Source organism: Flavobacterium soyae (assembly GCF_021245985.1).
GTDB classification, from domain to species: domain Bacteria; phylum Bacteroidota; class Bacteroidia; order Flavobacteriales; family Flavobacteriaceae; genus Flavobacterium; species Flavobacterium soyae.
The window spans coordinates 54,466-78,832 of record NZ_JAJQXA010000001.1; the positions used below are offsets into that span (position 1 = coordinate 54,466).

The 24,367-nt window shown below is 32.6% G+C and carries 29 protein-coding genes; 17 read left to right on the forward strand and 12 right to left on the reverse strand.

All coding sequences use genetic code 11. The features are described from left to right. Positions 1–9 precede the first annotated feature (9 nt). From LUU93_RS00245 to LUU93_RS00255, 3 genes are all read left to right on the forward strand, one after another. Positions 10–387, forward strand: coding sequence for a GxxExxY protein (locus tag LUU93_RS00245; RefSeq protein WP_232676039.1), 378 nt, complete (start codon positions 10–12; stop codon positions 385–387). Between the two features lie 68 nt (positions 388–455). Continuing rightward, a complete protein-coding gene (gene thiH, locus LUU93_RS00250; RefSeq protein WP_232676048.1) occupies positions 456–1,595 on the forward strand; it encodes a 2-iminoacetate synthase ThiH in 1,140 nt (379 codons plus the stop codon). A 29-nt stretch (positions 1,596–1,624) separates the two neighbouring features. Next, positions 1,625–2,335 (forward strand): HesA/MoeB/ThiF family protein, encoded by a 711-nt coding sequence (locus tag LUU93_RS00255; RefSeq protein ID WP_232676050.1) that lies wholly within the window; start codon positions 1,625–1,627, stop codon positions 2,333–2,335. Here LUU93_RS00255 and LUU93_RS00260 read toward each other — a convergent pair. The 4 genes from LUU93_RS00260 to LUU93_RS00275 all read right to left on the reverse strand — a co-directional run bounded on the left by LUU93_RS00260 (position 2,332) and on the right by LUU93_RS00275 (position 5,326). After that, positions 2,332–3,126 carry an MOSC domain-containing protein gene (locus LUU93_RS00260; protein WP_232676059.1) on the reverse strand — a complete coding sequence of 265 codons (795 nt, stop codon included), beginning with the start codon at positions 3,124–3,126 and terminating at the stop codon, positions 2,332–2,334. The two genes, LUU93_RS00255 and LUU93_RS00260, sit on opposite strands and share 4 nt — an antisense overlap. 2 nt (positions 3,127–3,128) lie before the next feature. Next, a complete protein-coding gene (gene aat / locus LUU93_RS00265) occupies positions 3,129–3,767 on the reverse strand; it encodes a leucyl/phenylalanyl-tRNA--protein transferase (RefSeq protein ID WP_232676070.1) in 639 nt (212 codons plus the stop codon). A gap of 282 nt (positions 3,768–4,049) precedes the next feature. Next, positions 4,050–4,421 carry a DUF3127 domain-containing protein gene (locus tag LUU93_RS00270; RefSeq protein ID WP_232676073.1) on the reverse strand — a complete coding sequence of 124 codons (372 nt, stop codon included), beginning with the start codon at positions 4,419–4,421 and terminating at the stop codon, positions 4,050–4,052. A gap of 29 nt (positions 4,422–4,450) precedes the next feature. Next, on the reverse strand, positions 4,451–5,326 hold the full coding sequence (locus LUU93_RS00275) for a flavin reductase family protein (RefSeq protein ID WP_232676075.1): 876 nt from the start codon (positions 5,324–5,326) through the stop codon (positions 4,451–4,453). Between the two features lie 161 nt (positions 5,327–5,487). On the opposite strand from LUU93_RS00275, the gene LUU93_RS00280 reads away from it, so the two are divergent. After that, a complete protein-coding gene (locus tag LUU93_RS00280; protein WP_232676085.1) occupies positions 5,488–6,642 on the forward strand; it encodes a sensor histidine kinase in 1,155 nt (384 codons plus the stop codon). Between the two features lie 93 nt (positions 6,643–6,735). Here LUU93_RS00280 and LUU93_RS00285 read toward each other — a convergent pair whose 3' ends face one another. After that, on the reverse strand, positions 6,736–7,125 hold the full coding sequence (locus LUU93_RS00285; RefSeq protein ID WP_232676087.1) for an HIT family protein: 390 nt from the start codon (positions 7,123–7,125) through the stop codon (positions 6,736–6,738). Between the two features lie 102 nt (positions 7,126–7,227). Next, a complete protein-coding gene (gene greA / locus LUU93_RS00290) occupies positions 7,228–7,704 on the reverse strand; it encodes a transcription elongation factor GreA (protein ID WP_056208083.1) in 477 nt (158 codons plus the stop codon). A 155-nt stretch (positions 7,705–7,859) separates the two neighbouring features. Between greA and LUU93_RS00295 the strand changes: the two genes are divergently transcribed. Continuing rightward, entirely contained in the window at positions 7,860–8,273 is a 414-nt protein-coding gene (locus LUU93_RS00295) for a Rieske (2Fe-2S) protein (RefSeq protein WP_232676089.1), read from the forward strand. A 43-nt stretch (positions 8,274–8,316) separates the two neighbouring features. Here the strand turns inward: LUU93_RS00295 and LUU93_RS00300 are convergent, their stop codons facing one another. The 5 genes from LUU93_RS00300 to LUU93_RS00320 all read right to left on the reverse strand — a co-directional run bounded on the left by LUU93_RS00300 (position 8,317) and on the right by LUU93_RS00320 (position 14,606). After that, the gene (locus tag LUU93_RS00300) at positions 8,317–10,479 is read right to left on the reverse strand and encodes a TonB-dependent receptor (RefSeq protein WP_232676099.1); all 2,163 of its coding nucleotides are present in this window, start codon (positions 10,477–10,479) and stop codon (positions 8,317–8,319) included. A gap of 267 nt (positions 10,480–10,746) precedes the next feature. Beyond that, entirely contained in the window at positions 10,747–11,148 is a 402-nt protein-coding gene (gene arfB / locus LUU93_RS00305) for an alternative ribosome rescue aminoacyl-tRNA hydrolase ArfB (protein WP_232676101.1), read from the reverse strand. Continuing rightward, positions 11,148–13,262 (reverse strand): DUF4301 family protein, encoded by a 2,115-nt coding sequence (locus tag LUU93_RS00310; RefSeq protein ID WP_232676103.1) that lies wholly within the window; start codon positions 13,260–13,262, stop codon positions 11,148–11,150. The genes arfB and LUU93_RS00310 overlap by 1 nt, the downstream gene beginning before the upstream one ends. Further along, a complete protein-coding gene (gene pnuC / locus LUU93_RS00315) occupies positions 13,226–13,846 on the reverse strand; it encodes a nicotinamide riboside transporter PnuC (protein WP_232676113.1) in 621 nt (206 codons plus the stop codon). The genes LUU93_RS00310 and pnuC overlap by 37 nt, the downstream gene beginning before the upstream one ends. A 31-nt stretch (positions 13,847–13,877) precedes the next feature. Further along, positions 13,878–14,606: a phosphoglycerol geranylgeranyltransferase gene (locus LUU93_RS00320; RefSeq protein WP_232676115.1), complete on the reverse strand. Its 729-nt coding sequence runs from the start codon at positions 14,604–14,606 to the stop codon at positions 13,878–13,880. Positions 14,607–14,700: 94 nt separating this feature from the next. Here LUU93_RS00320 and LUU93_RS00325 point away from each other — a divergent pair, with 94 nt between their 5' ends. The 3 genes from LUU93_RS00325 to LUU93_RS00335 all read left to right on the forward strand — a co-directional run bounded on the left by LUU93_RS00325 (position 14,701) and on the right by LUU93_RS00335 (position 16,061). Then, complete coding sequence (locus LUU93_RS00325; protein WP_232676117.1) at positions 14,701–15,297, forward strand: Crp/Fnr family transcriptional regulator; 597 nt, start codon at positions 14,701–14,703, stop codon at positions 15,295–15,297. 81 nt (positions 15,298–15,378) lie between these two features. Further along, the gene (locus LUU93_RS00330; protein WP_232676119.1) at positions 15,379–15,666 is read left to right on the forward strand and encodes a hypothetical protein; all 288 of its coding nucleotides are present in this window, start codon (positions 15,379–15,381) and stop codon (positions 15,664–15,666) included. After that, positions 15,663–16,061: a group III truncated hemoglobin gene (locus LUU93_RS00335; protein WP_232676121.1), complete on the forward strand. Its 399-nt coding sequence runs from the start codon at positions 15,663–15,665 to the stop codon at positions 16,059–16,061. Before LUU93_RS00330 ends, LUU93_RS00335 begins: the two co-directional genes overlap by 4 nt. A 96-nt stretch (positions 16,062–16,157) precedes the next feature. On the opposite strand, the gene LUU93_RS00340 is transcribed toward LUU93_RS00335, so the two are convergent. Beyond that, positions 16,158–16,808 (reverse strand): 4'-phosphopantetheinyl transferase family protein, encoded by a 651-nt coding sequence (locus tag LUU93_RS00340; protein WP_232676130.1) that lies wholly within the window; start codon positions 16,806–16,808, stop codon positions 16,158–16,160. A gap of 251 nt (positions 16,809–17,059) precedes the next feature. On the opposite strand from LUU93_RS00340, the gene ahcY reads away from it, so the two are divergent. From ahcY to LUU93_RS00385, 9 genes are all read left to right on the forward strand, one after another. Next, positions 17,060–18,376: an adenosylhomocysteinase gene (ahcY, locus tag LUU93_RS00345; protein WP_232676132.1), complete on the forward strand. Its 1,317-nt coding sequence runs from the start codon at positions 17,060–17,062 to the stop codon at positions 18,374–18,376. A 184-nt stretch (positions 18,377–18,560) separates the two neighbouring features. Then, the gene (locus tag LUU93_RS00350) at positions 18,561–19,025 is read left to right on the forward strand and encodes a hypothetical protein (protein WP_232676134.1); all 465 of its coding nucleotides are present in this window, start codon (positions 18,561–18,563) and stop codon (positions 19,023–19,025) included. Positions 19,026–19,160: 135 nt separating this feature from the next. Further along, positions 19,161–19,736: a hypothetical protein gene (locus tag LUU93_RS00355; protein WP_232676136.1), complete on the forward strand. Its 576-nt coding sequence runs from the start codon at positions 19,161–19,163 to the stop codon at positions 19,734–19,736. Between the two features lie 183 nt (positions 19,737–19,919). Next, the gene (locus LUU93_RS00360; RefSeq protein ID WP_232676138.1) at positions 19,920–20,999 is read left to right on the forward strand and encodes a hypothetical protein; all 1,080 of its coding nucleotides are present in this window, start codon (positions 19,920–19,922) and stop codon (positions 20,997–20,999) included. Between the two features lie 48 nt (positions 21,000–21,047). Beyond that, entirely contained in the window at positions 21,048–21,380 is a 333-nt protein-coding gene (locus LUU93_RS00365) for a DMT family transporter (RefSeq protein WP_180856338.1), read from the forward strand. Between the two features lie 178 nt (positions 21,381–21,558). After that, a complete protein-coding gene (locus tag LUU93_RS00370) occupies positions 21,559–22,407 on the forward strand; it encodes a bifunctional helix-turn-helix domain-containing protein/methylated-DNA--[protein]-cysteine S-methyltransferase (protein ID WP_232676140.1) in 849 nt (282 codons plus the stop codon). 181 nt (positions 22,408–22,588) lie between these two features. Continuing rightward, positions 22,589–23,302 (forward strand): 2OG-Fe(II) oxygenase, encoded by a 714-nt coding sequence (locus tag LUU93_RS00375; RefSeq protein ID WP_232676142.1) that lies wholly within the window; start codon positions 22,589–22,591, stop codon positions 23,300–23,302. A 224-nt stretch (positions 23,303–23,526) separates the two neighbouring features. After that, a complete protein-coding gene (locus LUU93_RS00380) occupies positions 23,527–23,772 on the forward strand; it encodes an Ada metal-binding domain-containing protein (protein ID WP_232676144.1) in 246 nt (81 codons plus the stop codon). Further along, positions 23,759–24,367 (forward strand): alpha-ketoglutarate-dependent dioxygenase AlkB family protein, encoded by a 609-nt coding sequence (locus LUU93_RS00385; RefSeq protein WP_232676146.1) that lies wholly within the window; start codon positions 23,759–23,761, stop codon positions 24,365–24,367. The genes LUU93_RS00380 and LUU93_RS00385 overlap by 14 nt, the downstream gene beginning before the upstream one ends.

The window sequence follows — 24,367 nt, forward strand, 5'->3', positions numbered from 1 at the left end:
TAAGAATTAATGACTGAAAATGAAATATCATATCTCATACGAGGAGCAATTTTTAAAGTATATAATAATTTAGGACCTGGATTATTTGAGTCTGTTTATGAAAGTTCCTTGTTTTATGAGCTAGAAAAATTAGAACTAAAGGTTAAAAAGCAAGTAGAAATTATTATTAATTATGAAGAAATAATATTAGACGCTGCTTTTAGACTCGATTTGCTAGTTGAAAATAAAGTAATAATTGAATTAAAATCTGTCGAAGAATTAGCACCAATACATTACAAACAAATTGCAACCTATCTCCGACTAACTAATATAAAATTAGGATTACTTGTAAACTTTAATACTCTTAACATCTTAAATGATATAAAAAGAGTTGCCAATAAAATATAAAAAAAGAATAAAAATCAATTTTAATCTGCTTAAATCTGCAAAATCTGCGTGAAATAAAAACAATCCAAATGAACACATTCAAATCAATTTTTGAGCAATATAATTGGGATATTATTCAATCTAAAATATACCAAACCACATCAAAAGATGTCGAGCGAACTTTGGCAAAAACCAAACTCAATCTCGATGATTTTTTGATTTTAATCTCCCCTATTGCTCAAAATTATTTAGAAGAAATGGCGCAGAAATGCCATGAAATCACCAAAAAACGTTTCGGTAAAACGATCCAAATGTATGCGCCGTTATATTTGAGCAACGAATGTCAAAACATTTGTACTTATTGCGGTTTTAGTTTAGACAATAAAATCAAACGAAAAACACTCTCTGATGCAGAAATAAAACTCGAAGTCGAAGCTTTAAAAAAAACAGGCTTTGACCACGTTTTATTGGTAACAGGTGAAGCGAATTATACAGTTAATATTAATTATTTCCTCAACGCAATTGCTTTAATTCGCGAAGAGTTTTCGATTATTTCTGTTGAAGTACAACCGCTTTCTACCGAAGATTATGAACGTTTACATAATGCCGGAGTATATTCGGTTTTAGTTTATCAGGAAACATATCATCAGGAAGTTTACAAAAAGTATCATACAAAAGGCAAGAAATCAAATTTCGATTATAGGCTTGAAACTCCAGATCGAATTGGAACGGCGGGAATTCATAAAATTGGTTTAGGTGTTTTATTAGGTTTAGAAGACTGGCGAACCGACAGTTTTTTCAATGCGCTGCATTTAGATTATCTTCAAAAAAAATATTGGCAGACAAAATATTCCGTTTCTTTTCCGCGCCTCCGCCCCGCTGAAGGAATTATCGAACCAAATTTTATTATGGATGATAAAGATTTGACACAATTAATCTGCGCTTATCGTTTGTGGAATGAAGATCTTGAAATTTCGATTTCGACACGTGAAAACGAAAAATTCAGAAACAATATAATTCCAATTGGTGTTACGAGTATGAGTGCAGGATCAAGAACAAATCCGGGCGGTTATGTCGTTGATCCGCAATCTTTGGAACAATTCGAAATCAGTGATGAACGTTCTGCAGAAGAGATTTCAAAAATTATAAAAAATGCAGGTTATGAACCCGTTTGGAAGGACTGGGATAAAAGTTTTGGTTTAAATTCCAATATTAAAATCCCAATCTAAAATCAACAATCTAAAATCTAAAATCAAAAGTGAGCATTATTAAAGAATTCCTCCGTTACAACAGACAAACTATTCTTCCTGAAATTGGCGATGAAGGTCAGGAAAAATTAAAAAAAGCACGAGTTTTAGTAATTGGTGCGGGTGGTTTGGGATGCCCAATTTTACAATATATTGCAACTGCCGGAGTTGGCTTTATAGGAATCATGGATTTTGATACGATCGAAATTCATAATCTCCACAGGCAGATTTTATATACTGAAAATGAAATTGGACAATTTAAAGCAATTGTGGCTAAAGATGTTGTTTCAAAGCTGAACCCGTTAATTGAAGTCGAGGCAATTCAGGAAAAATTAACTTCTCAAAATGCATCAAAAATTATGCAGCAATATGATGTTATTGTTGATGGCTCAGATAATTTTGCAACAAGGTATTTGGTGAATGATACTTGTGTTGAGCTAAACAAACCTTTAGTTTATGGAAGTATTTTAAAATTTGAAGGGCAAATTGCTGTTTTTAATCATAACGGAAGTAAAAACCTGCGTGATTTATTTCCAGAAATGCCCGACTCAAAAGATGTTCCGAATTGTAATTTGAATGGTGTTTTGGGAACTTTACCCGGAATTATTGGAAATATGATGGCGCACGAAACGCTCAAATTAATTTTAGAATTACCTTCTTTAAAAAATGAAATTATAATTTTTAATACCCTAAACTGGAATTTTACGAAACTGAATTTCTAGAAAACAAGTGCGTCTCCAACCTTAATATTTCCTGCATTCAAACTCACGAGATTAGTCCCAAATAAAACGGAATTATCTACATTTCTATACTTACTTAAGGTTTTTAAAGGTTCTTTTTTTAAACGTCCATTTTCTGGATCATTATTAACCATAATGCATCTTCCGCAAGGTTTTATGTTTTTAAATTGAACTTCTCCAATCTTGAAAGTATTAAAGCCATCTTCCTCATGTTCATTTTGACTGCTGATTACAATATTTGGACGAAATCTTTTTATGGTGATTTTTTCATCGAGTTTATCATTCAAAAAATCCAGGCTTTTTGATCCAATTAATAAATAAGGATAACCGTCAGCCAAACTCACATTAAAAGTTTCTTTTAATCTCGAACTTTCATGTTTGCGGCTTCCAATTTTTATGATTTTGACTAGTTTACATTCAAAACCCAGATGCTGGCTAAACCATTTTGATGCAGCATGATTTACCTCAACAACTTCACTTTTATCATCCCAAACATTAACTTTTATGACGTTTTCCAAATGTTCGTTTATAGAAAATTCATGCTTTTGATCCTGAAAAGTAATACTGATTTTTCCATCTGAAATCTGCGGATAAAACTGGCTCATAATCCGATGTTCTCTTTGCGTTATCATTTGATTATCAGCATCAATCAACATCCATCTACGATCGTTTTCGAATCCCATTTCTTCGGCCAGAGCAGATTGAACACTAATTCCCGCCAGGCTTTTTATCGGATAAATATAAATTTCTTTTACAACATGAACTGCACTCATTTTTATTTACTTTTTAAAATGGACATAAATTCGTCACGATCAATTTCGCGACATCCTAAACTATCTAAATGCGGGTTATAAACCTGGCAGTCTAATAATTTATAATTCTCTTTTTTTAAATGATTTACCAAATATATAAATCCTACTTTTGAAGCATTTGATACTTTAGAAAACATACTTTCACCACAAAAAACATGGCCTAAATCTATTCCGTACAAACCGCCTACTAAAACTTCATCCTGCCAAACCTCAACAGATTTTGCAATTCCCTCTTTATGGAGTTCGCAATAAGCTTCGATCATTTCATCAGAAATCCAGGTTCCGTCCTGACCGTCGCGCAATATCTTTTGGCAGTTTAAAATTACATCTTTAAAAGAGGTATTAAAAGTAACAGTAAAAATATTCCTGTTCAAAATGTTACGCATGCTTTTAGAAACAATTAATTCATCTAAAAACAAAACCATACGCGGATCCGGGGCCCACCAAAGAATCGATTCACCCTCGTTAAACCACGGAAAAATTCCGTTGTTATACGCCAATTTTAATCGTTCCGGGCTCAAATCACCGCCAACGGCCAGAATACCTTCTTCATCGGCTTCTGAAACGGGTGGAAAATATAAATTATCAAATAGAAAATACATTTTTTTTAAATAATCAATTTTTAAATTCCAATATAAATTGAAATCTCAATACTGAAATTCCAAATTCCAAAATTCTGCAGTCTTGTCATTTCGACCGTAGGGAGAAATCGCACAAGCAATTCTACAACGTGAATCGACAATCTTTGACGAGTTTCGTGTGCGATTTCTCCCTACGGTCGAAATGACAGACTTTGTGCTTAAACTTTATATAAAAAATTCCAAATCCCAAATTCAAGCGAATGAATTGGAATTTGGAATTTATGTTTTAAAATTTAAACTTTCTTAGAACGGTAAATCGTCTGGTTCTTCTTCGTTTAAATTTGCAGCTGGGGCAAAAGCTTCTGCAGCAGGAACTGACGGAGTTTGTGCAGGACCTTCTGGTGCCATTCTTTCGATTCTCCAGCCTTGAATACTATTGAAATATCTGGTTTCTCCTTGCGGATTAACCCATTCTCTTCCTCTTAAATTGATAGAAACTTTTACTGCCTCTCCTAGTTTATAGCTGCTTAATAAATCGCATTTATCTTGTGTAAATTCGATTAAAATGTGCTGTGGATATTGCTCATCTGTAGTAACTACTAATTCTCTTTTTTTGAATGAAGCACTAACTTGCTGCTCAGGATTAACCACTTTTACTTTTCCTATAACTTCCATCTTCGTCTATAATTAAATTGTTTCTATTCTTATTTTTTAGCTAAAAGCACTTTCCATGCCGATTCTATATCATCATTATTCAGATATTTTTTGGCTTCTAAGTGTATTTTTTCCTGATCATCTGAGCTTAAAACTCCTTTTACAGAAAAATTTTCTTTCACAAATATACTAACTTCTTCTTTTGTAGGCAAGGCTTCTATATTTCCTAATTTTCCAAGGTCATTCCCATTAAACACAGGGCTTTGTTTAATAAAATCAGGAATTACATCAACCCCAACACCTAAAGTTGTCAGCGGTTTTGGCACTTCAAAAAGCCCCTCATTCGATCTTGAATACCAATTTGCCCCGAGTCTTGAAACCAAATCTATTTTATGCTGATCGATTGCTCCGTTTTCATCTAAAATTGATTCATGAATATGAATTTTTACTACTTCACACAAAATCAAATTTCCTGCTCCTCCTTCTGTTCCTAACGGAATAATCTGCGTTATCTTGCATTCAAACTGAACTGGAGATTCTTTTACGCGATAGGGTTTTACTAAATCTGACGGAACCTGCGTTAAACCTGCTTTTATAAATTCATTTACACCTTCTCCATACTCTGTACTTGCTAACGAAGTCTGCTGTACCAAATCATAATTTACTACATTTATTACAACTTCACGAGTTGCCTCTGCATTAATTAAAGTATGTTTTACGGTATTGTCACGCACACGTCTTGAAGGTGAAAAAACCAGAATTGGCGGATTAGCACTAAAGACGTTAAAGAAACTAAATGGCGACAAATTTGGAATTCCCTTCTTGCTTATTGTACTTGCAAAAGCAATTGGCCGCGGCCCTACCGAACTTTGCAAATAAGCGTGCAGCTGGGGCGTTGATATTTCTTTTGGATTGATGCTAATCATAATTTTCTAGTTTAACCGAACCTCATTTCGGTCATACAAAAGTAGAGAAATCGTTCAATTCAAAGAAATAGTTTTAGAAGATAAAAACAAAAAATCTTTTAAAGCCCTGCAAAATATAAAATGTGTTAATTTCGTTATATTTATACCTCAAAAATTAATTTATGCGTTTTTCTGAAAGTAGAAATACAACTCGCTGGGTCATAATTCTTATTTCCTTTTCAATCATTACTTTGATTCTTTGGAATACCTATACATTTTTCCAAATTTTTAAAAATGAGCAGCGATTAAAAATGAATCTTTGGGCTAATGCGCAAAAAAAAATTATCAACTCAGATGAAGATACTGATCTTGATTTGCCGCTTGAAATCATAAATAACAACACTTCGGTTCCTGTAATGCTGGTGATGTATGATAAAATTATCAATTCTGTAAATGTTCCTGAACATATTATAAACGACAAAAAAGAATCGATATCATTTTTAAATACGCTGAAAAGTGAAAATGACCCCATTATAATTGAGTATGCACCGGGAAAGTTTCAACAAATGTATTATGGAAACTCTGCTTTGCTCAACAAACTTAAATATTATCCTGTCGCTCTGTTATTAATCATTTTTTTGTGCGGTGCTCTAATTTACAATTTTTATAAAAGCACTAAAATGGCAACGCAGAATAAATTATGGGCGGGAATGGCAAAGGAAACGGCACATCAAATTGGTACACCTTTATCTTCTTTAATTGGATGGGTTGAGATTTTAAAAACCGAAGAAATTGACCAATCGATAACCATAGAGATTCAAAAAGATGTTGAACGTTTGCAAACTATAACAGATCGTTTTTCTAAAATTGGCTCTGTTCCTGTTTTGGAGCCGCACGATATTGTCAACGAAACTTTAAACACATATGAATATTTACAATCTCGTTTTTCTAAGCAGGTTTCATTCTCCTATCAAGTTCCCGAAAAACTTATTTTTACTTTAATTAACCCAACGCTTCACAGCTGGACGATTGAAAACTTAGTCAAAAATGCGATTGATGCAATGAAAGGAAAAGGAAGTCTGGAGCTTGCGATCGAACAGGATTCTCACCATGTAAAAATAAACGTGAAAGATTCCGGAAGCGGGATTTCAAAAAAACAATTCAAAACTATTTTTGAACCTGGCTTCACGACAAAAAAACGCGGCTGGGGATTAGGGCTTTCTTTGACTAAAAGAATTGTCGAAGAATATCATAATGGAAATATTAAGGTTTTACATTCTGAAATTGGAAAAGGAACTACTTTTCAAATCAGTTATAAAATAGTTGATCCTCTTTAAAAACAGAAATAAAAAACACCAGCTCATAATTCTGAATTGGTGTTTTTTTTTGCATTGACAAGACTCCGACTTCGTTCAGTCTGACAGTTATTTTTAAAGATTTGCCTGAATGTCTTTTGCTAAATCTTCAAATTCTTCTTTTGAAAGAGAAACTTTATTTTGAAAACGCATTTCATCCATATGGTTTAACGGAATCAAATGTACGTGTGCATGAGGAACTTCTAAACCTACAACTGCAATTCCGATTCTTTTGCAGGGAACCGTTTTTTCAAGTGCAGCCGCAACTTTTTTAGAAAATTTCATCAAACCTAAATACAGTTCGTCATCCATATCAAAAATTTTGTCTATTTCTTGTTTCGGAATACAAAGTGTGTGTCCTTTAGCATTTGGGTTAACATCTAAAAAAGCTAAAAAATTATCATCTTCAGCAATTTTATATGCAGGAATCTCTCCGTTTACTATTTTAGTGAATATGCTGCTCATTGTTTAATCGTTTAACTGTTTATCCGGTTAACCGATTAAACAAATAAACGGTTAAACTTTTTAAAATCTTAATAGTGTGATTGCTTCGTTCCTCGCAATGGCTTAGTCTCTTGAGATTTCCAGAATTTCAAATTTCAAAACACCGTTTGGTACTGTAATTTCAGCTACTTCACCAACAGATTTTCCTAATAAACCTTTTCCAATAGGAGAAGTTACAGAAATTTTTCCTGTTTTTAAATCTGCTTCACTTTCTGCAACAAGTGTATATTTCATTTCCATTCCGTTGCCTTGGTTTTTAATTTTTACATTAGAAAGCACCAAAACTTTCGAAACATCTAATTGTGATTCGTCAATTAATCTTGCGTTAGAATATACTTCTTCTAACTTAGCAATTCTCATTTCTAATAAACCCTGCGCTTCTTTTGCAGCATCATATTCGGCATTTTCAGATAAATCGCCTTTGTCTCTTGCCTCTGCTATATCTTGAGATGCCTTAGGACGCATTACGCTTTTTAAATGCTCCAACTCATCTTTCAATTTTTTTAATCCCTCTGCGGTATAATAAGATACTTTACTCATAACTTCATCGTTTACATAAATAGAAAAAATCCCATCGGGACGGGATTTTGTATTACAAATATACTATTATTTTTAATAGTACATAATTATATGTTAATCATATAAAAATCAAATCTAAATAAATTATTTTTGTTTAACTAATTCTTATTAAAATAATGAAAAAAATCTGGCTCTTAATTCTTTTCGTTTCTGCGCTTGTTGCATGCAGCGACAGCGAACGCAGTAATAAAAACCCTTATATACCTAATTACACCGTTAATTTGTCTGTAGACATGAACCTGCCTGCTTATTCAAATCTTAAATTTGTAAGTAACGGTGTTATTGTTCCTAATTACGGAGCAAAAGGAATTATTATTTTTAATGCAGGAAGTGGTTATAATGCATTTGATGCAGCATGCCCTAATCAAGAATTAACTTCTTGTGTTGCAATGACCATTGATGGTATAAATGCCGTATGTTCGTGTGATAAAACTTCTTATAGTTTGTTTACCGGACTTGGAGGAAAAGAATATCCGCTAAAACAATATAAAGTTCAGGTAACCGGAACTGTGATTCACGTTTACAATTAAAAATAAAAAAGCCTGAAAGTTTAAATTTTCAGGCTTTTATTTTTTAGAATTTCAATGTTAATCCAGCTAAGAAATTAATTCCTGCCTGCGGGTAGTAGTATGGATAAATATCCCACATTGCTCCATTTGAAACATATTTTTTGTCTAAAATATTATTTACTAAACCTGTTATTGTAATTGATTTAAAGATTGCTCTCGGTTTTATTTCATAAGAAACATTCAAATCATTTACAAAATAATCAGCAAGTTTTGCTTCTGGCAATTCGATATTATTCATGTATTGTTCGCCAACATATTTTTGCAATAGCGAAATGTGCAAATTCTCGATTGGACTGTATACAATTATATTTCCGGCGATAACTTCTGGAGAATAAGCAATTTTAGTGGTTCCGTAATATTGTCCTTCAACAGCCAAATCAACATTTTTATTACTGCTAAGCGTAAAATTTGGTCTAAGGATAAATTTGTCTGAAAGCGAAATCGTTGCATCAAATTCAAAACCTAATCTATAACTTTTTTCAGTATTTGCACGAATTGGCGATCCAACATCATCTAATCTTCCGGTTAAAATCAACTGATCTTTATAACCCATATAATAGAAATTAGAATTCAACTGGAATTTTTCTGAATTAAATCTCCAGCCTAATTCAAAATCGTTTAGTTTTTCCGGTTTTACATTACCGCCTTCATAATCGGTTCTGTTTGGTTCACGATTCGCACGAGCGTATGAAAAATACAGGGTATTTTTTTGATTGATTTCGTAATTCAAACCCGCTTTCGGATTAAAGAAATTGAAGGTATCATCCACTAAACCAGTTTCAGGACTATCTGCTTTATATTCTACTCTTCTATATTGTAAATCACCATAAAAGCTTAATTTTTCTGTAAACTGATAATTAGCTTTTGCGAAGATATTTCCATCAGTTTTTGTAGAAAAATCATCATAATAATGATCTCCCAATTCTGACTGCGAAGCGTATCTTGCCCAAATTACTTTTCCATAATGATCTCCTTCATATTTATTCCAGCCGCCGCCAAGAATAACATCTAGTTTTTCATCTTTGTATTTTGCTGAAAATGTAGTTCCGTAAAAATCATTATCTAACCATTTCTGACGTACTAAATCTGTTGTTATAATTGCTCCAACAGGATTTAAATTATAATCAGCCATAGGGGCATCTTCTTTATAATTTTCATAATAACCCTGCCCTTTTGTATAATGTAAAGCTAAATTAGTACTCCATTTATCCGAAAAAGATTCACTCCAGTGCAGCTGATAATGATTTTGTTTGTAATTATCTGTTTCATTGTCATAAAAACGAACATTTCCGGCTTCATCAGTGTACATTCCGGCAGAATTAAAAGTACGATCTGAATTTAATGTCGCAGCATCAATTCCGTTCCAGGATTGATATGTTTTCTCCGTTCCGCCAAAAACCAAAGCTTTAATTAAAGTTGTTTTTCCAACATAAGTTCCCTGCAGGAAATAGGATTTCAAGTCAGAACTCGCTCTGTCAACATAACCATCAGATTTAATTCTGGACAAACGTCCTGCCAATTCAAAATGATCATTTAGCAGACCAGTGCTGAATTTTACTGTTTCTTTTTGAGAATTAAAACTTCCAAACGAGCCTGAGACTTCTCCAGTTGGTTTAGATGCATAACTATCTGTCAGCATATTTAAACTTGCTCCAAAAGCAGAAGATCCGTTTGTAGAAGTTCCTACTCCGCGTTGCAACTGTAAACTTTCTACAGAAGAAGCAAAATCGGGCATATTTACCCAGAAAGTTCCCTGACTTTCGGCATCATTATACGGAATTCCGTTTATGGTAACGTTTACTCTTGTAGCATCGCTTCCGCGGACTCTGATTCCGGTATAACCAATTCCTCCTCCTGCATCAGAAGTTGTAACTACAGACGGCAGATAATTCATTAAGACTGGAATATCCTGCCCAAGATTTCTAAATTTAATTTCCTTTTTATCCATATTACTAAACGTAACCGGAATTTTAGCCGTAACACGAACTGCCGAAACCAAAACATTATCAAGCTGATTTACTTGAGTTGAATCTTGTTCCTGTCCGTAAGAGAATAGAGTAAAGAAAATAGAGAATAGAATAAAGAAAATAGATTTGGTTCTGATTTCATTTTGAACCTTAGAACCTTTGTACTTCTGTGCCTTAGCACCTAAAAAAAAAGTTTTCATTCGTAAAGAATTACGAATAAAAGGGGGAATTATTCTTTTGTTAAATTAATAAATGTGTTTCCCGACAAGACAAATTATTTACACTCGAAATTGTCGTTTTTTCCCTTAGCAACATTACTCGCTCAGGTTCTTTGGGTATGATCTCAGCTCGTTATTTAGAGCACCCCTTTGAGACAATGCAAATATAGAAAAGTATTGAGAAAAATGTATTAAGTATTAAGATTTTTAGTTTTTGGCTTCTTAATACTTCATTCTATAGTCTTAATACTAAAAATCAGGTTTTCTCCTCGATTGTTTAAGGTCAGAAATATTCTTTTTGTCTTTGATTCTTTTCTTGATTACCGATTTTGGAATCTTTGTAGCTTTTCTAACTTTGGACACAAACAAACCTTTTTTGACAATTTCTAAAAAACGTTTTATAACTATTTCTTTATTTTTAAGCTGACTTCTGTCTTCGTCACAATTTAAAATTAAGATATTTTCTATTGTTAAACGAGCTGCAATATTAGTTTGCAAAAGCAGTTTTTCTTCTTCCGATAAAGCTTGTGATGCATTTAAATCAAAAGACAAAACCACTTTTGATGAAACTTTATTTACATTTTGTCCGCCCGCTCCACTGCTTCTAACGGCTTTGAAATTTAATTCTGATATAATTTTATCGCTATCCATTATTGTGGCTGATGCGCCGGTTTTAGTAAATCATTTACGGTTTTCACCGGATTAAAAGTAATTAACGGAACTGCCACAAAAACAGTTAACCAATTTGCCATTGAACCATTCCATAATCCCGGAAGTTCGTAACTTTTTACTGGTTTTCCTTCAACACTTTTTTCTACAATAAAGCCAGATTTTTGATCTACAAATTGTTTCAGGTCAAATTTTTCACCTTTATAGTTCTTAATTCCGCAAACTAAATCAACCGGATTAAAATGTGTAGCTTCTTCTAAAATTTCAAGCTGTTTTTTATTTGCTAAATCAACTTGAGAAGTTTCTACAATTTGCAGAGAAGTTTCGCCTTTTTCATTCATCACCCAAAACGGCCCGCCGCCTGGTTCTCCTTCATTTTTAACCATTCCACAAACTCGAATTGGCCTGTCTAATAAATCTTTAATTTTAGCAATTTTATTCTCAAAAGTAAATTTATTAAAATCTTTAGTCATTTTAATGTTTAGCTTTTGCACTAAAAAATCTACAATTACCGGGATATTATTTTCATTTATTTGATTCTTTTCTATTGCATCCAAATAACCAAATACTTTTTGCTGTACGGCAATTAAAATACCTCCTAAAGCTTTTTTGTACAGTGTAATTTGCTCAATATGATTTTGAATTACATTATCAATGTTTTTAATGAAAATGATATCTGAATCAAGATTATTTAGATTTTCAATCAGAGCACCGTGTCCGCCTGGTCTAAAAATTAGATTGCCATCTGCATTTCTGACAATTTTGTTTTTAGCATCAACATTAATAGAATCTGTGCTTTTATTTTGGTAAGAATATCCAATATTAATTTTTGTTCCAGAAGGTTTTTCTATTTTCTCTCTAACCTCATCCACCGCTTTTTCAAACAAATCCTGATGAATTTCTGAAACTGTAAAATGTAAATTTGAAACACTTTTTGATGTAGCATAATGCACACATTCATTTAAATGTTCTTCAATAGGATTTGCAATATGCGTTTTATATAAATGGAAAGGCAAAACTGCTTTTGGCTTGTTTGCGAAGTTAAAGTAGTCCTGAGACAATAATAATTTAATAAAATAGTAATTTTTATAGTCTCTTTCTAAATTTTCAAAATCAGGATAAATTTCTTTTAGCTTTTCATGAACTGCTTCAAAAAAAGGGAACTTATCCATCCCGATAATAAAAATAGCAAGTTCTTTATCTTTTTTTCTGTTAATATAAGCGTTTATAGTTTCTTTTTCGATATCAAAATCGTTCAAAAAAGCACTTAAAAACTTGAACATTCTTGTTGCGGCACCAGATGCAGGAACAAATTTTTTAATTTTTAATTTTTCTTTCTGTTGATCAAAAAAAGAAGCTTTTTCTGCAAAATCAGTTTCAGACAAACTTAAGATTCCATTGTTTACTGTTGCCGGACTAATTAAGTTACTTTTTGCTATTCCTTTTTTAAATATTTTTAATTGCTTTAAAATATTCTCGAAAGGGATTCCGTGGTTGTAAATTTCAACAAAATCTTCAGATGAAAGTCCTTTTTCTTTAAAAGCACTTAAAGCGTTAATAATCATTGTAGCTTTTGCTAAACGGCTTTTTTTATCGCCCGAAAGCGTTATAAATGGTTTGTTTGTATCTATTAAAGTTTGTTTGAAAACAGAAAATACCGTTTCTCTTCCTTCTGGAGTATCTCTAATATCGTCTTTTTCCCAAGGAACGTCTATATCTGTCAGGAAAAACAAATCATAATCATGTTCTAATGCGGCTTTATTTAAAATAGGGTCGCAAAAACCATAATATACCTCAGAAAAAACTTTGGTAACCATTAAATTAGTATCACAAAACAAGTATTTTTTAGCTAATAAAAGTTTTTGGTTTTCTAATGTTGCTTGCCCATAAGCAATAGGCATCATATCATCAGCAGTACAAATATGCTGATTTTCTTCCCATTTTTCCTGCAGGTAATCGCGTGCAAATTCTGGAACCCATTCAGTTTCATAATAATCTGCAAGCTGTTTTGCTAAAGTTGTTTTACCTGTACTTTCAGGTCCAAATAAAGCAATTTTTATTATTGTTGTTTTTTGCTGTCTAAGATCTTTTTCCATTCTAAATAAGCTGAAATAGCCAAAATTGTAAAAATTAAATACTGAAGTGACAGCATCCCTAAGCCGCGATAAGCATAAAGAGGCACTACAATAATATCACCGATAATCCACAATGTCCAGTTTTCTATTTTTTTCCTTGCCATATACCACATTCCTGCAAAAAATATCCCAGACGATATCATATCGACATAATTGTCATTGTGTATTTCGTAATCGAAATATTTATAAATCCCGAAAACTACGAAAATGGTCACGAAAAACAATAAAACCCCGATTATTTTTTCATTAAAATTTGTTCTTGTAATAGGAAGGTTATCTTCAACCGTTCCTCCTTTTGCCCAAACATACCAGCCATAAATACTCATAACTGAGAAATATCCATTAATAATCATATCGCCAATATAACCGGCAACATATAAAAGATATACTGAAATTACGGTGGCAATTAAACCTGTTGGATAAACCCAAATGTTTTCTTTTTTAGCAAACCAAACACTTAAAATCCCAAAAACAAAGACTAAAAACTCCAAAGCAATATGCCATAACGGAGTATTTTTATAACTATCAAGAAAAAAGTCAATCATTTTTGCGGTATTTGTGGCTGTTAAATTTTATTTATGAATCAAAAAAATGACTGTCGTTTTCAAAAGCAGTTCCAATAACTACTAAATCTGCACCGGCTTTATATGCCTTTTTAATTCCGTGCAAATCTACAATTCCTCCTCCAACAATTACAGGAATTTCTATGTTTTGAGCAATTAATGAGATCATTTCCAGCGGCACCGCTTTTTTTGCTCCGCTTCCTGCTTCTAAATAAATTAATTTGTTTCCGAGCATTTCGCCTGCCTGAGCTGTTGCTAAAGCCAAATCAAAATTTTCGCGGTTAAGCGGTTCTGTTTTACTAACGCGTGCAACTGCAGTTTCATTGCCGCTTTCGATTAAAATATATCCTGTTGAAATAACTTCAAGCTTTGTTTTTTTAAGAATTGGCGCTGCCTGAACCTGATATTCTATTAAATAATCCGGATTTCGGCCAGATAATAGAGAAAGAAACAAAATAGCATCGGCCTGCGGAGAAATCTGCGATGGATCACCCGGGAAAATTATAACCGGCAGATTTGTTTTTTGTTTTAACTGCGTAATTAAATCTTCTAAAATGGTACTTTGAACAATGCTTCCGCCTACAAAAATATGTGTTGCAGGAGATTGGTTTATTTTAAGTAATAAATAGTCTAAATTTTCCCAAACAATTTTGTCAGGATCCAGAAGAATAGCCAATAGTTTTTGCCCGTTTTTCTTAGCCCCTAAAATTTGTTGGTGAATCGTGAGTGTTTTTTGCTCCATAACGGCAGTAAAAGTAAAAAGTTTTTAACGTAGAAGAACTATTTTGAATGAATTATATTTGTAAAGTCTCTGTTAATATCCAAAGAAAACAAATATGATCGCAACCGAATTATTAGAAAAATATGGTGCCTTAAAAAAGTCTTTCGAAAAAAATGAAATCATTTTTGAAGAAGGAAATCTGCCAACGCATTATTATCAGATAATTTCGGGTGAAATTAAAATGAGCAATTACAATGATGACGGACGCGAATTTATTCAGGGTATCTTTTATAAAGATCAGTCTTTTGGCGAGCCTCCATTATTTTTAAACCAAAAATATCCGGCTAATTCTATTGCGGTTGAAGGCAGCGAAATTTTGCTGCTCCCAAAATCAAGTTTCTTGAAACTGCTGGAAGAAAACCCTGCAGTAAGCATTAAAATAATCGAAAATCTTGCGCAGCGTTTGTATTATAAATCTATTATGGCTGCCGAAATTTCTACACACGAGCCTGAGCATAGAGTATTAAAACTAATCGATCACGGAATTGCATATTTTAATTTTAAAAAAGATAAAAATGGATATTTAATCAATTTTACCCGACAGCAAATTGGAGACTTAACAGGTTTACGTGTAGAAACCATTATTAGAGCTATTAAAGCTCTGGAGAAAAAGGGCGAATTGAAGATTATTAACCGAAAAGTATATAGATAAAATAGTTTCTGTTTTATGATTAAAATCATAAAACGCAGCAGTAAAGTGCGTGTACCTTTGTAGTGTAAAAATCTCAATATCATGACACTATATCAAACAACATTCGACATTTTTAATAGAAATTATATGGGTTCTGCTGCGATGGCAGTAATTGGCCAAAGCTGTTTAGGCGGTGCTGCTGCAATGTATGTTTTAGCAAACGGAACCTCAATTCCTCAAATGATTCAGCTTACAATTATTGTATTGGCTTGTATCTTTGTAAACACTTCAATTTTGGCACAAATGAAACATAAAGTAGTTTTTAACCTTTTAATTCTGAGTTCAATTTTAAGTGTTTTATTTATCCTATTAAACACTACTGTTCTGTGAAAAAACAAATAGAGAATAGAGCTGATGTTTCTTTCTTAGTACATCAGTTCTATGCAAAAATAAGGGACGATAAGGAAATTGGCTTTTATTTTAATATGATTATAAAAGATTGGGACGCGCATTTGGAAAAACTGACTGATTTTTGGGAAACTAATTTGTTTGCCGTAAAAAAATACAAAGGAAATCCGCATGCTGTTCACAATGAAGTTGATACGCATTTTGATGGAAAAATTACGGCTAATGAATTCGGAATCTGGCTTAATCATTGGGCTCAGACATTAGAAGAGCATTTTGAAGGCGAAAATGTGGAAACATTAAAAAGACGCGCCCGTAAAATGAGTACTTTTTTGTACGTGAGTATGTTTGAACATCGAAAAAAAGAAAGTGAAGTTTAATGTCATTGCGAAGAACGAAGCAATCTCATTTGCTAAATTAATTAACGTTCTTGTTAGTGCGATTGCTTCGTTCCTAGCAATGACCAAACTTTGTGATTATTTCTCAAAAGCATAAACCAAAGTAAAATTCCCTTCAAAATTATCTGATTTGATTTCTTCATAATGCACATTAAAATCTTTTATTAAATCATCAAAATGAAGGCTTGCCTGCACTTGAGATTCATTTAAAGAGAAATCATCAACTTTGATATGATCTTTAAAACTGATTCCTTTTTCATTTCTAATTTTAAAGATCGCTTCTTTTGCACCCCAGATTACAGTGAGTTTTTTAACGTATTCTCCTAAAACATTTGAATTTAAATATTCGAATTCAGTATCAACAAATTTATCAGCAATGCGAAGGATTTTTTCGCGCTGTAATTCCATATCGATTCCTACGGTTTCATGGCTTATAATTATGGCCGAAAAATGATACGAATGTGTTATTGAAATATAATTATGACAATCAAAATAAGGTTTTCCAAATTCGTCATAATGCAAATCTTTATCTGTAAAGCCCATTTCCTGAATCAGCATGCGAACACTTAAAAAAGCACGTTGATGCATTTGTGATTTCATTCCGTCCAGTCTCTTTTGCGTTTTTTCTTTCAACACAACTTTGCTCAATAACTCCTCTAAGGATTCTGTTATTTCCCAAATTAAGATTTTAGTCGTTTCATTAAACTGTATGGTCTGAAATAAAGGCATTTCTTTTTAATTATAAATTATGAATGGTTAATTGTAAATTATATTCTTTCAAATTTAGCTCTTCGAGACAATGTGTATTTAAGATTGTTGTTAAATGAACTTATATCACTTATATGGTGAAAAATAATTCTCAAAGTAACTTTCTAAAGATTAAGAAATTAAAGATTTCACAAATCTTACAGAAAGTAGTAAAATTCAAAAGGTATTATGTAAATTTGCAAAAATTTTACAATTATACAAATATACTATAAATGAGTACTACAACTACGCCTTTTGTGGCTTACAAAGTAAAAGACATTTCTCTGGCTGCTTGGGGAAGAAAAGAAATTGAACTAGCTGAAGCTGAAATGCCAGGTTTAATGGCTCTTCGTGCTGAGTATAAAGACGAACAACCTCTTAAAGGTGCTCGTATTGCCGGATGTTTGCACATGACGATTCAAACTGCTGTTTTAATCGAAACTTTAATCGCTCTTGGTGCTGAAGTTACCTGGTCTTCTTGTAACATTTTCTCTACTCAGGATCAGGCTGCTGCTGCTATTGCTGCTGCCGGAATTCAGGTTTATGCCTGGAAAGGTCTTGATGAACAATCATTTGACTGGTGTATTGAGCAGACTTTATTCTTTGGCGAAGACAGAAAACCATTGAACATGATTCTTGATGACGGTGGAGATTTAACTAATATGGTTATTGATCGTTTCCCAGAATTGGTTCCTGGAATTAAAGGTCTTTCTGAAGAAACTACAACTGGTGTTCACAGACTTTACGAAAGAGTAAAAGCCGGAACGTTGCCAATGCCTGCAATCAACATTAACGACTCTGTTACTAAATCTAAATTTGATAACAAATACGGTTGTAAAGAATCTGCTGTAGATGCTGTACGTCGTGCTACTGACTTAATGTTAGCTGGAAAAAGAGTAATCGTTTGCGGATACGGTGATGTTGGAAAAGGAACTGCTGCTTCTTTTAGAGGTGCTGGTTCTATTGTAACTGTTACTGAAATCGATCCAATTTGTGCTTTACAAGCTGCAATGGACGGTTATGAAGTTAAAAAATTAAATACTGTAATTGCTAATGCTGATATCATCATTACAACTACAGGAAATAAAGATATCGTTCTTGGAGAGCATTTCGAGCAAATGAAAGATAAAACTGTTGTTTGTAACATTGGTCACTTCGATAACGAAATTGATATGGCTTGGTTAAACAAAAACCACGGCGCATCAAAAATCGAAATCAAACCTCAGGTTGACAAATACAACATCAACGGAAAAGATATCATCATTCTTGCTGAAGGTCGTTTAGTAAACCTTGGTTGTGCTACAGGTCACCCAAGTTTTGTAATGAGTAACTCATTTACAAACCAAACTTTGGCACAAATCGAATTATGGAACAACAGCGCAGCTTACAAAAATGAAGTTTACATGTTACCAAAACATTTAGATGAAAAAGTTGCTGCTTTACACTTAGCTAAATTAGGCGTTGAACTAGAAGTTTTACGTGACGATCAGGCTGCTTATATTGGTGTTCCGGTTGAAGGTCCATTCAAACCAGAATACTACAGATACTAAGAAATTTTAGATTTCTGATCTTAGATTTTAGATTATCTAAATACATATTCAAACCCGGCAGATTTTAAAAATCTGTCGGGTTTTGTTTTTTAATCTATGATCAGAAATCTACAATCTAAAATTTATATTTTAGTATACTGCGGTTTCAAAATATAAGTATATTTTTGAAAACCAAAACCAAATTATGAAAACACGCCTGATTGTATTAATAATCATAATATTACCCCTTTTTATATCTGCACAAAATTCTGATCCCTCAAAACCTGAATTGCAGCATACAATGTACCCATGGATGGAGCCAAAGCTTTCCAAAATGGAAAGTACAAAAAACCTTTCTAAAGGTAAAGTACAAAGAGCGAAAAACAGAATTGCGCGAGAAGAACAAAAACTAATAAAGCTTGGGCAAGAAGAATGGAAAATAGAATTGGATTTAAAAGCGCAGCTTGAAAATTTAAAGCAGCTTGAAAATTCTTCAGAAAAGAGCAATGACCCTGATCATCAAAAAAATATTGAAAAAGCAAAAATACGGATAGCCAAATCACAGGAAAAATTAAATAAGGCCAAAATTGAAGTAGAATTAAGCGCTAAAACACTGAATGATTATGAAGTAGCTTTAAAAGACGCTAGACTTACTAAATACGGTTCTTAAAAATATTTCAAACCCGACAGGTTTTAAAAACCTGTCGGGTTTTCTTTTTAATTTAAATTAATTATCTCATTTCTCGTGTGTTTGTCAAATATAAATATACATTTGGTCCATCAAAAACAAATCCTAATCTAAATAATGAAAACACGTTTTATTCTATTACTATTATTACTACTTCCAATTTTTGTTTCTGCACAATTTAGTAATATGCAAGCGCAGGCAAGAAGTATGCATACACAAATGAATATGCAAAACCAAAAATGGGCAAGCGAAAGGGCAGCAGCAAATCAACAATGGCAAATGAGAAATATGATGTCGCAGAAAGTTTCTAAAATTGAAGCCGCTGAACATAAATTAGCTAAGGAAGAAAAAAACAAACAAAAATTAGAAAAGAAGAAAGAAAAACTAGAAGCAGATTTAAAAACAAATCAGGATCAATTAGCTAATCTTAAAAATAATTCAGAAAACAATGCTGACCTTCAAAAAGAGATTGAAAAATCTGAGGAAAAAGTAAACAAGTCTAAAGAAAAATTAAACAAAAGCAGAACAAAAATTGAATCTAGTTCAAAAAAGGTTGAGAGCTTAAAAAAAGAAGTAGAAAAATACAAAACCGAAAAAGAAGAATTACAGAAAAAACAAGAAGAAGAGAAAAAATTAAAAGAAGAAGAAAAAGCTAAAAAAGAAAAGGAAAAGCAGGAAAAGAAAGGGAAATAAATCAAACATGCTTTTTTAATATCCAAAATCAATTTAGGAGAATGGCAACTCAATACCATTTCAAAACCCAACAGTAAAAAACTATTGGGTTTTGTTTTTTAAACTATTTCAAGAAAGTAATAAATCTATTAGAATATTTCGTTTTCAAAAACGTTGTATTATATTTATTGTAAATATTTTATTATGAAAAATTATCTTTTACTCTATTTATTAGCCTTTTTGAATTGTTCTGTATTTGCACAAAATAATGACATCTGGGTTTCATTTCCCAACAAAGACACAACTCAGATCGGATTTAAAGATAAAAATGGCGTTATTAAAATTGAACCAAAATTCACAGGCTTTACAATCGCTCACAAATTTGAAAATATTATTGCCGTAACAGAAGAAGAAAATGGAAAATGGAAAAGCTATTATTTAACGAAATCAGGAAAAATAATTGGACGAGACAGTTTATACGTTTTTGACAATGGCCCCGATTGTGAAAACGAAGGCTTTATAAGATTTACAGATCGTAAGACTGATAAAATGGGAATGTTTAATGGAGAAGGAAAAATTGCAATTCCTGCAGAATACAGCAATTTAACTAAAGTCAAAAACGGAATGTTCATAGGATTAAAAGATGCCAAAAAAGAAATAGATGGAGAACATTTTTTCTGGAAAGGAGGAAAAGAATTCTTAATTGATACTAATAACAAAATCCTGGTTGAAAATTTCCCTTATAATGATGATCTCAATTTTTATTCATTAGAGAAATCAAAAGAACCAAATAAAGATGAAATAAGAGAAAATTTTCTTGGTATCGACGGACAATATTATTCCTTTATAAGTTATGATAAGGAATTTAAATCCTGGCTAAAAAACACTTTGCTTAAAGATATGTCTAAAACCAATTTAGAAAAACATTCTTTTGACAAAATTATCTATTGGAAAGAACCAATGGGCTGGGTAAGTGAATCTAAAACTAAATTTATCAATCAGAATTATACCTATTTAAAATTAAAACTGCAGGAACTCAAAAATCCAAAAACGGATTACTTTGTCTCTTCTGACGGATTAAATCAGTTTATTTTTGAATCAAGCGAATACGAAATATATTTCAACAATTGTAATGAATCAAAAGATTGGATATATCCAGTTAAAAACATTGTGATCAATCCAAAAAATAAACTTGAACACGGACAAGATCATTTTGAATTTTTAAGAACTGAAAACGGATATAAATTGATAAGTGTTTCTTCAAGAAAAGATAATCTTAAATAATTCTTTCTCGTTTCATACAAAGCTTAACTTTGTGTAAAACGTGAAATCATGAAGAATTTTTTATTTTTATTTATTGCCATTATCTTCGAAATCATTGCAACATCGGCATTAAAAAAATCTGAGCAGTTTACGCAGCTTTTGCCTAGTATTATTACGGTTGTTGGTTATTTTGCTGCGTTTTATTTTTTAAGTTTTGCCATCAGAACTATTCCGGTTGGTTTTGCTTATGCAATTTGGTCTGGAGTTGGAATTGTTTTAATTACAATCATTGGTGCCATTTTCTTTAAGGAAATTCCAGATTTACCTGCGATAATTGGGTTGAGTTTAATTATAATTGGCGTGGTTGTCATTAATGTTTTTTCAAAAACTACGGCGCATTGACATATAATGCCACGAAGTCGCTAAGACACAAAGTTTTTAATCTCGTAATTCTTTTTAGAGTAACAATACTTCAAAAAAACTTCGCGCCTTTGTGCCTTTGCAGCAAAAAAACTCAGCAAGTTTCGGATTTTATACCTGCAAAAACCAATCGATCTTTGCCTTATAAAATTGAATGAAAATGAACACACAGGAAAACATCAATTATAATCGTATTGCAGATGCCATCGATTATATCAAAGCAAATTTTAAAGAGCAGCCAAATCTTGATGAAGTTGCAGAGAAAGTGCATATGAGTCCGTTTCACTTTCAGAGGCTTTTCAGTGATTGGGCAGGAACAAGTCCGAAGAAATTTTTACAGTATACCAGTTTAGAACACGCCAAAAAATTACTCAAAGAAAATCAGGCAACTATTTCTGAAACTGCATATGAAACGGGACTCTCAGGCACAAGCCGACTTCATGATTTATTTGTAAATATTGAAGGAATGACACCGGCCGAATATAAAAATGGCGGAAAAAATCTGGAAATAAATTATAGTTTTGCTGAAAGTCCGTTTGGGAATATTATTGTCGCTTCAACTCAAAAAGGCGTTTGTTTTATGGCTTTCGCCGAAGATGAAACTATCGGGTTTAATGATTTAAAACACAAATTTCCGAATGCTGCTTTTTCTCGAAAACTTGATTTAGCACAGCAAAATGCACTTTTCATTTTCCAAAATGACTGGAGTAAATTGTCTGAAATAAAACTGCATTTAAAAGGGACCGATTTTCAACTGAAGGTTTGGGAAACTTTATTAAAAATTCCGATGGGGCAGCTTTCTACTTATGGAACTATTGCGCAGAAAATTCAAAAACCAAATGCTTCCCGCGCCGTTGGGACTGCAATTGGAAATAATCCTGTCGCATTTTTAATTCCATGTCACCGCGTAATTCAATCTTCAGGAGTTTTCGGCGGTTATATGTGGGGAAATACGCGAAAAACGGCCATAATTGGCTGGGAAGGTGCGCAGGTAAATCCTCAATTATAAAATTATTATCAATTTATTGATATAATATTTTCAACGCAAAGTATATCCGTAGAGACGCACCTCGGTCCGTCTAATTAATCTATGTCGACAATCTTTGCGTAGACGCACTGCTGTGCGTCTCTACGGATATGCTTTGTGTAAATTATTCTTCATGTAAAAATTAATCCTATTTAAATTATTTATGCAAAATATACAGTCAAAAATTGCTTCTCAAAATTGGGAAAGCATTACCGAATCTATACACGAAAATGGCTTTGCTATTCTTCCAAATATTCTAAACAACGAACAATGTGAAGATTTAAAATTCGATTATGATAATCCAAATTTATATCGAAAAACGGTTGTTATGGAACGTTATCGATTTGGTTTGGGCGAATACAAGTATTTCAATTATCCCCTGCCCGATTTAATTCAAAATATTAGAACTTCGATTTATCCTAAATTGGCACCAATTGCAAATTCCTGGATGAAAGCTTTGAATATCAACACCATTTTTCCTGATAAACATTCAGCATTATTACAGCAATGTCACGATAATAATCAATTGAAAGCGACCGTTTTAATTTTAAAATATGGAGAAAGCGGATTCAATACTTTACATCAGGATTTATATGGCGATATTTATTTCCCCATTCAAATTGTGCTTTTCCTCTCTGAACCTGATGAAGATTTTACCGGAGGCGAATTTGTATTGACACAGCAAACGCCAAGATTGCAGTCAAAAGCTATTGTTTTAAAACCTAAAAAGGGTGATATTCTGGTTTTTACAACAAATTTCAGACCTGTAAAAGGTACAAAAGGTTATTATCGGGTGAATATGAAACATGGGGTTAGTGAAGTTCATTCAGGCGAAAGATATACGCTGGGAATTATTTTTCACGACGCATTATCCTAAAATATATAGACATGCAATATCCGTAGAGACGCACAACAGTGCGTCTACGCAACGTGAATTAAAAAAGAAAGGCAATTTCTCACGTAGATTTAAACAGATTTTTTAATCATTATAATCCTTTAAATCTGTGGCAAAAAATCTAACGTTACGTAATTAATCTATGTCGACAACCTTTGCGTAGACGCACTGCTGTGCGTCTCTACAGAATAAAATGTGCTAAAATTATGATTGAACACAATAAAATTTCAGATTCAGATCTTCGGAATAAAATTAAAAATGCGGAGATTTGTTTCGGCGGCAACCGAAAACTAAAAATCTACGGAACTTTAAAATGTTCTTCGGGAAAAAGAATGAAACGAGAAAATAGGGTTTTCTTTTCAACTGAAAATGAAGCAAAACAAAATGGTTTCAGACCTTGTGGACATTGTATGAAACCTGAATATTTAAATTGGAAAAATGGACTTATTTAATCCTGAAATAAACAAAACAACGAACTTACTTCCCAAAGATGGAACTGTAAATTATTATGGAAAATTGTTTTCGAGAGAAGATTCTAATCGCTATTTAGATGTTTTATTGAACACAATTGAATGGAGAAATGATGAAGCCATAATCTTTGGAAAATTAATTTTGACTAAAAGAAAAGTAGCTTGGTACGGCGATCAGGAGTTTGAATATACCTATTCGAATACCACAAAAAAGGCACTTCCGTGGACAAAGGAATTATTGGAATTAAAGAAAATAATTGAGGCTGAAACTGGCGAGACTTTCAATTCCTGCCTATTAAATTTATATCATTCCGGCGATGAAGGAATGGCCTGGCACAGCGATGCCGAAAAAGATTTGAAAAAGAATGGTGCTATTGGTTCTGTAAGTTTTGGTGCCGAAAGGAAATTTGCTTTCAAACATAAAGAATCTAAAGAAACAGTTTCTTTGATTTTACAACATGGAAGTTTATTGGTTATGAAAGATGAAACACAGACGCATTGGCTGCATCGACTGCCGCCAACAAAAACAACTTCAAAGCCTAGAGTAAATTTAACTTTTAGAACTATTGTAAGGTAG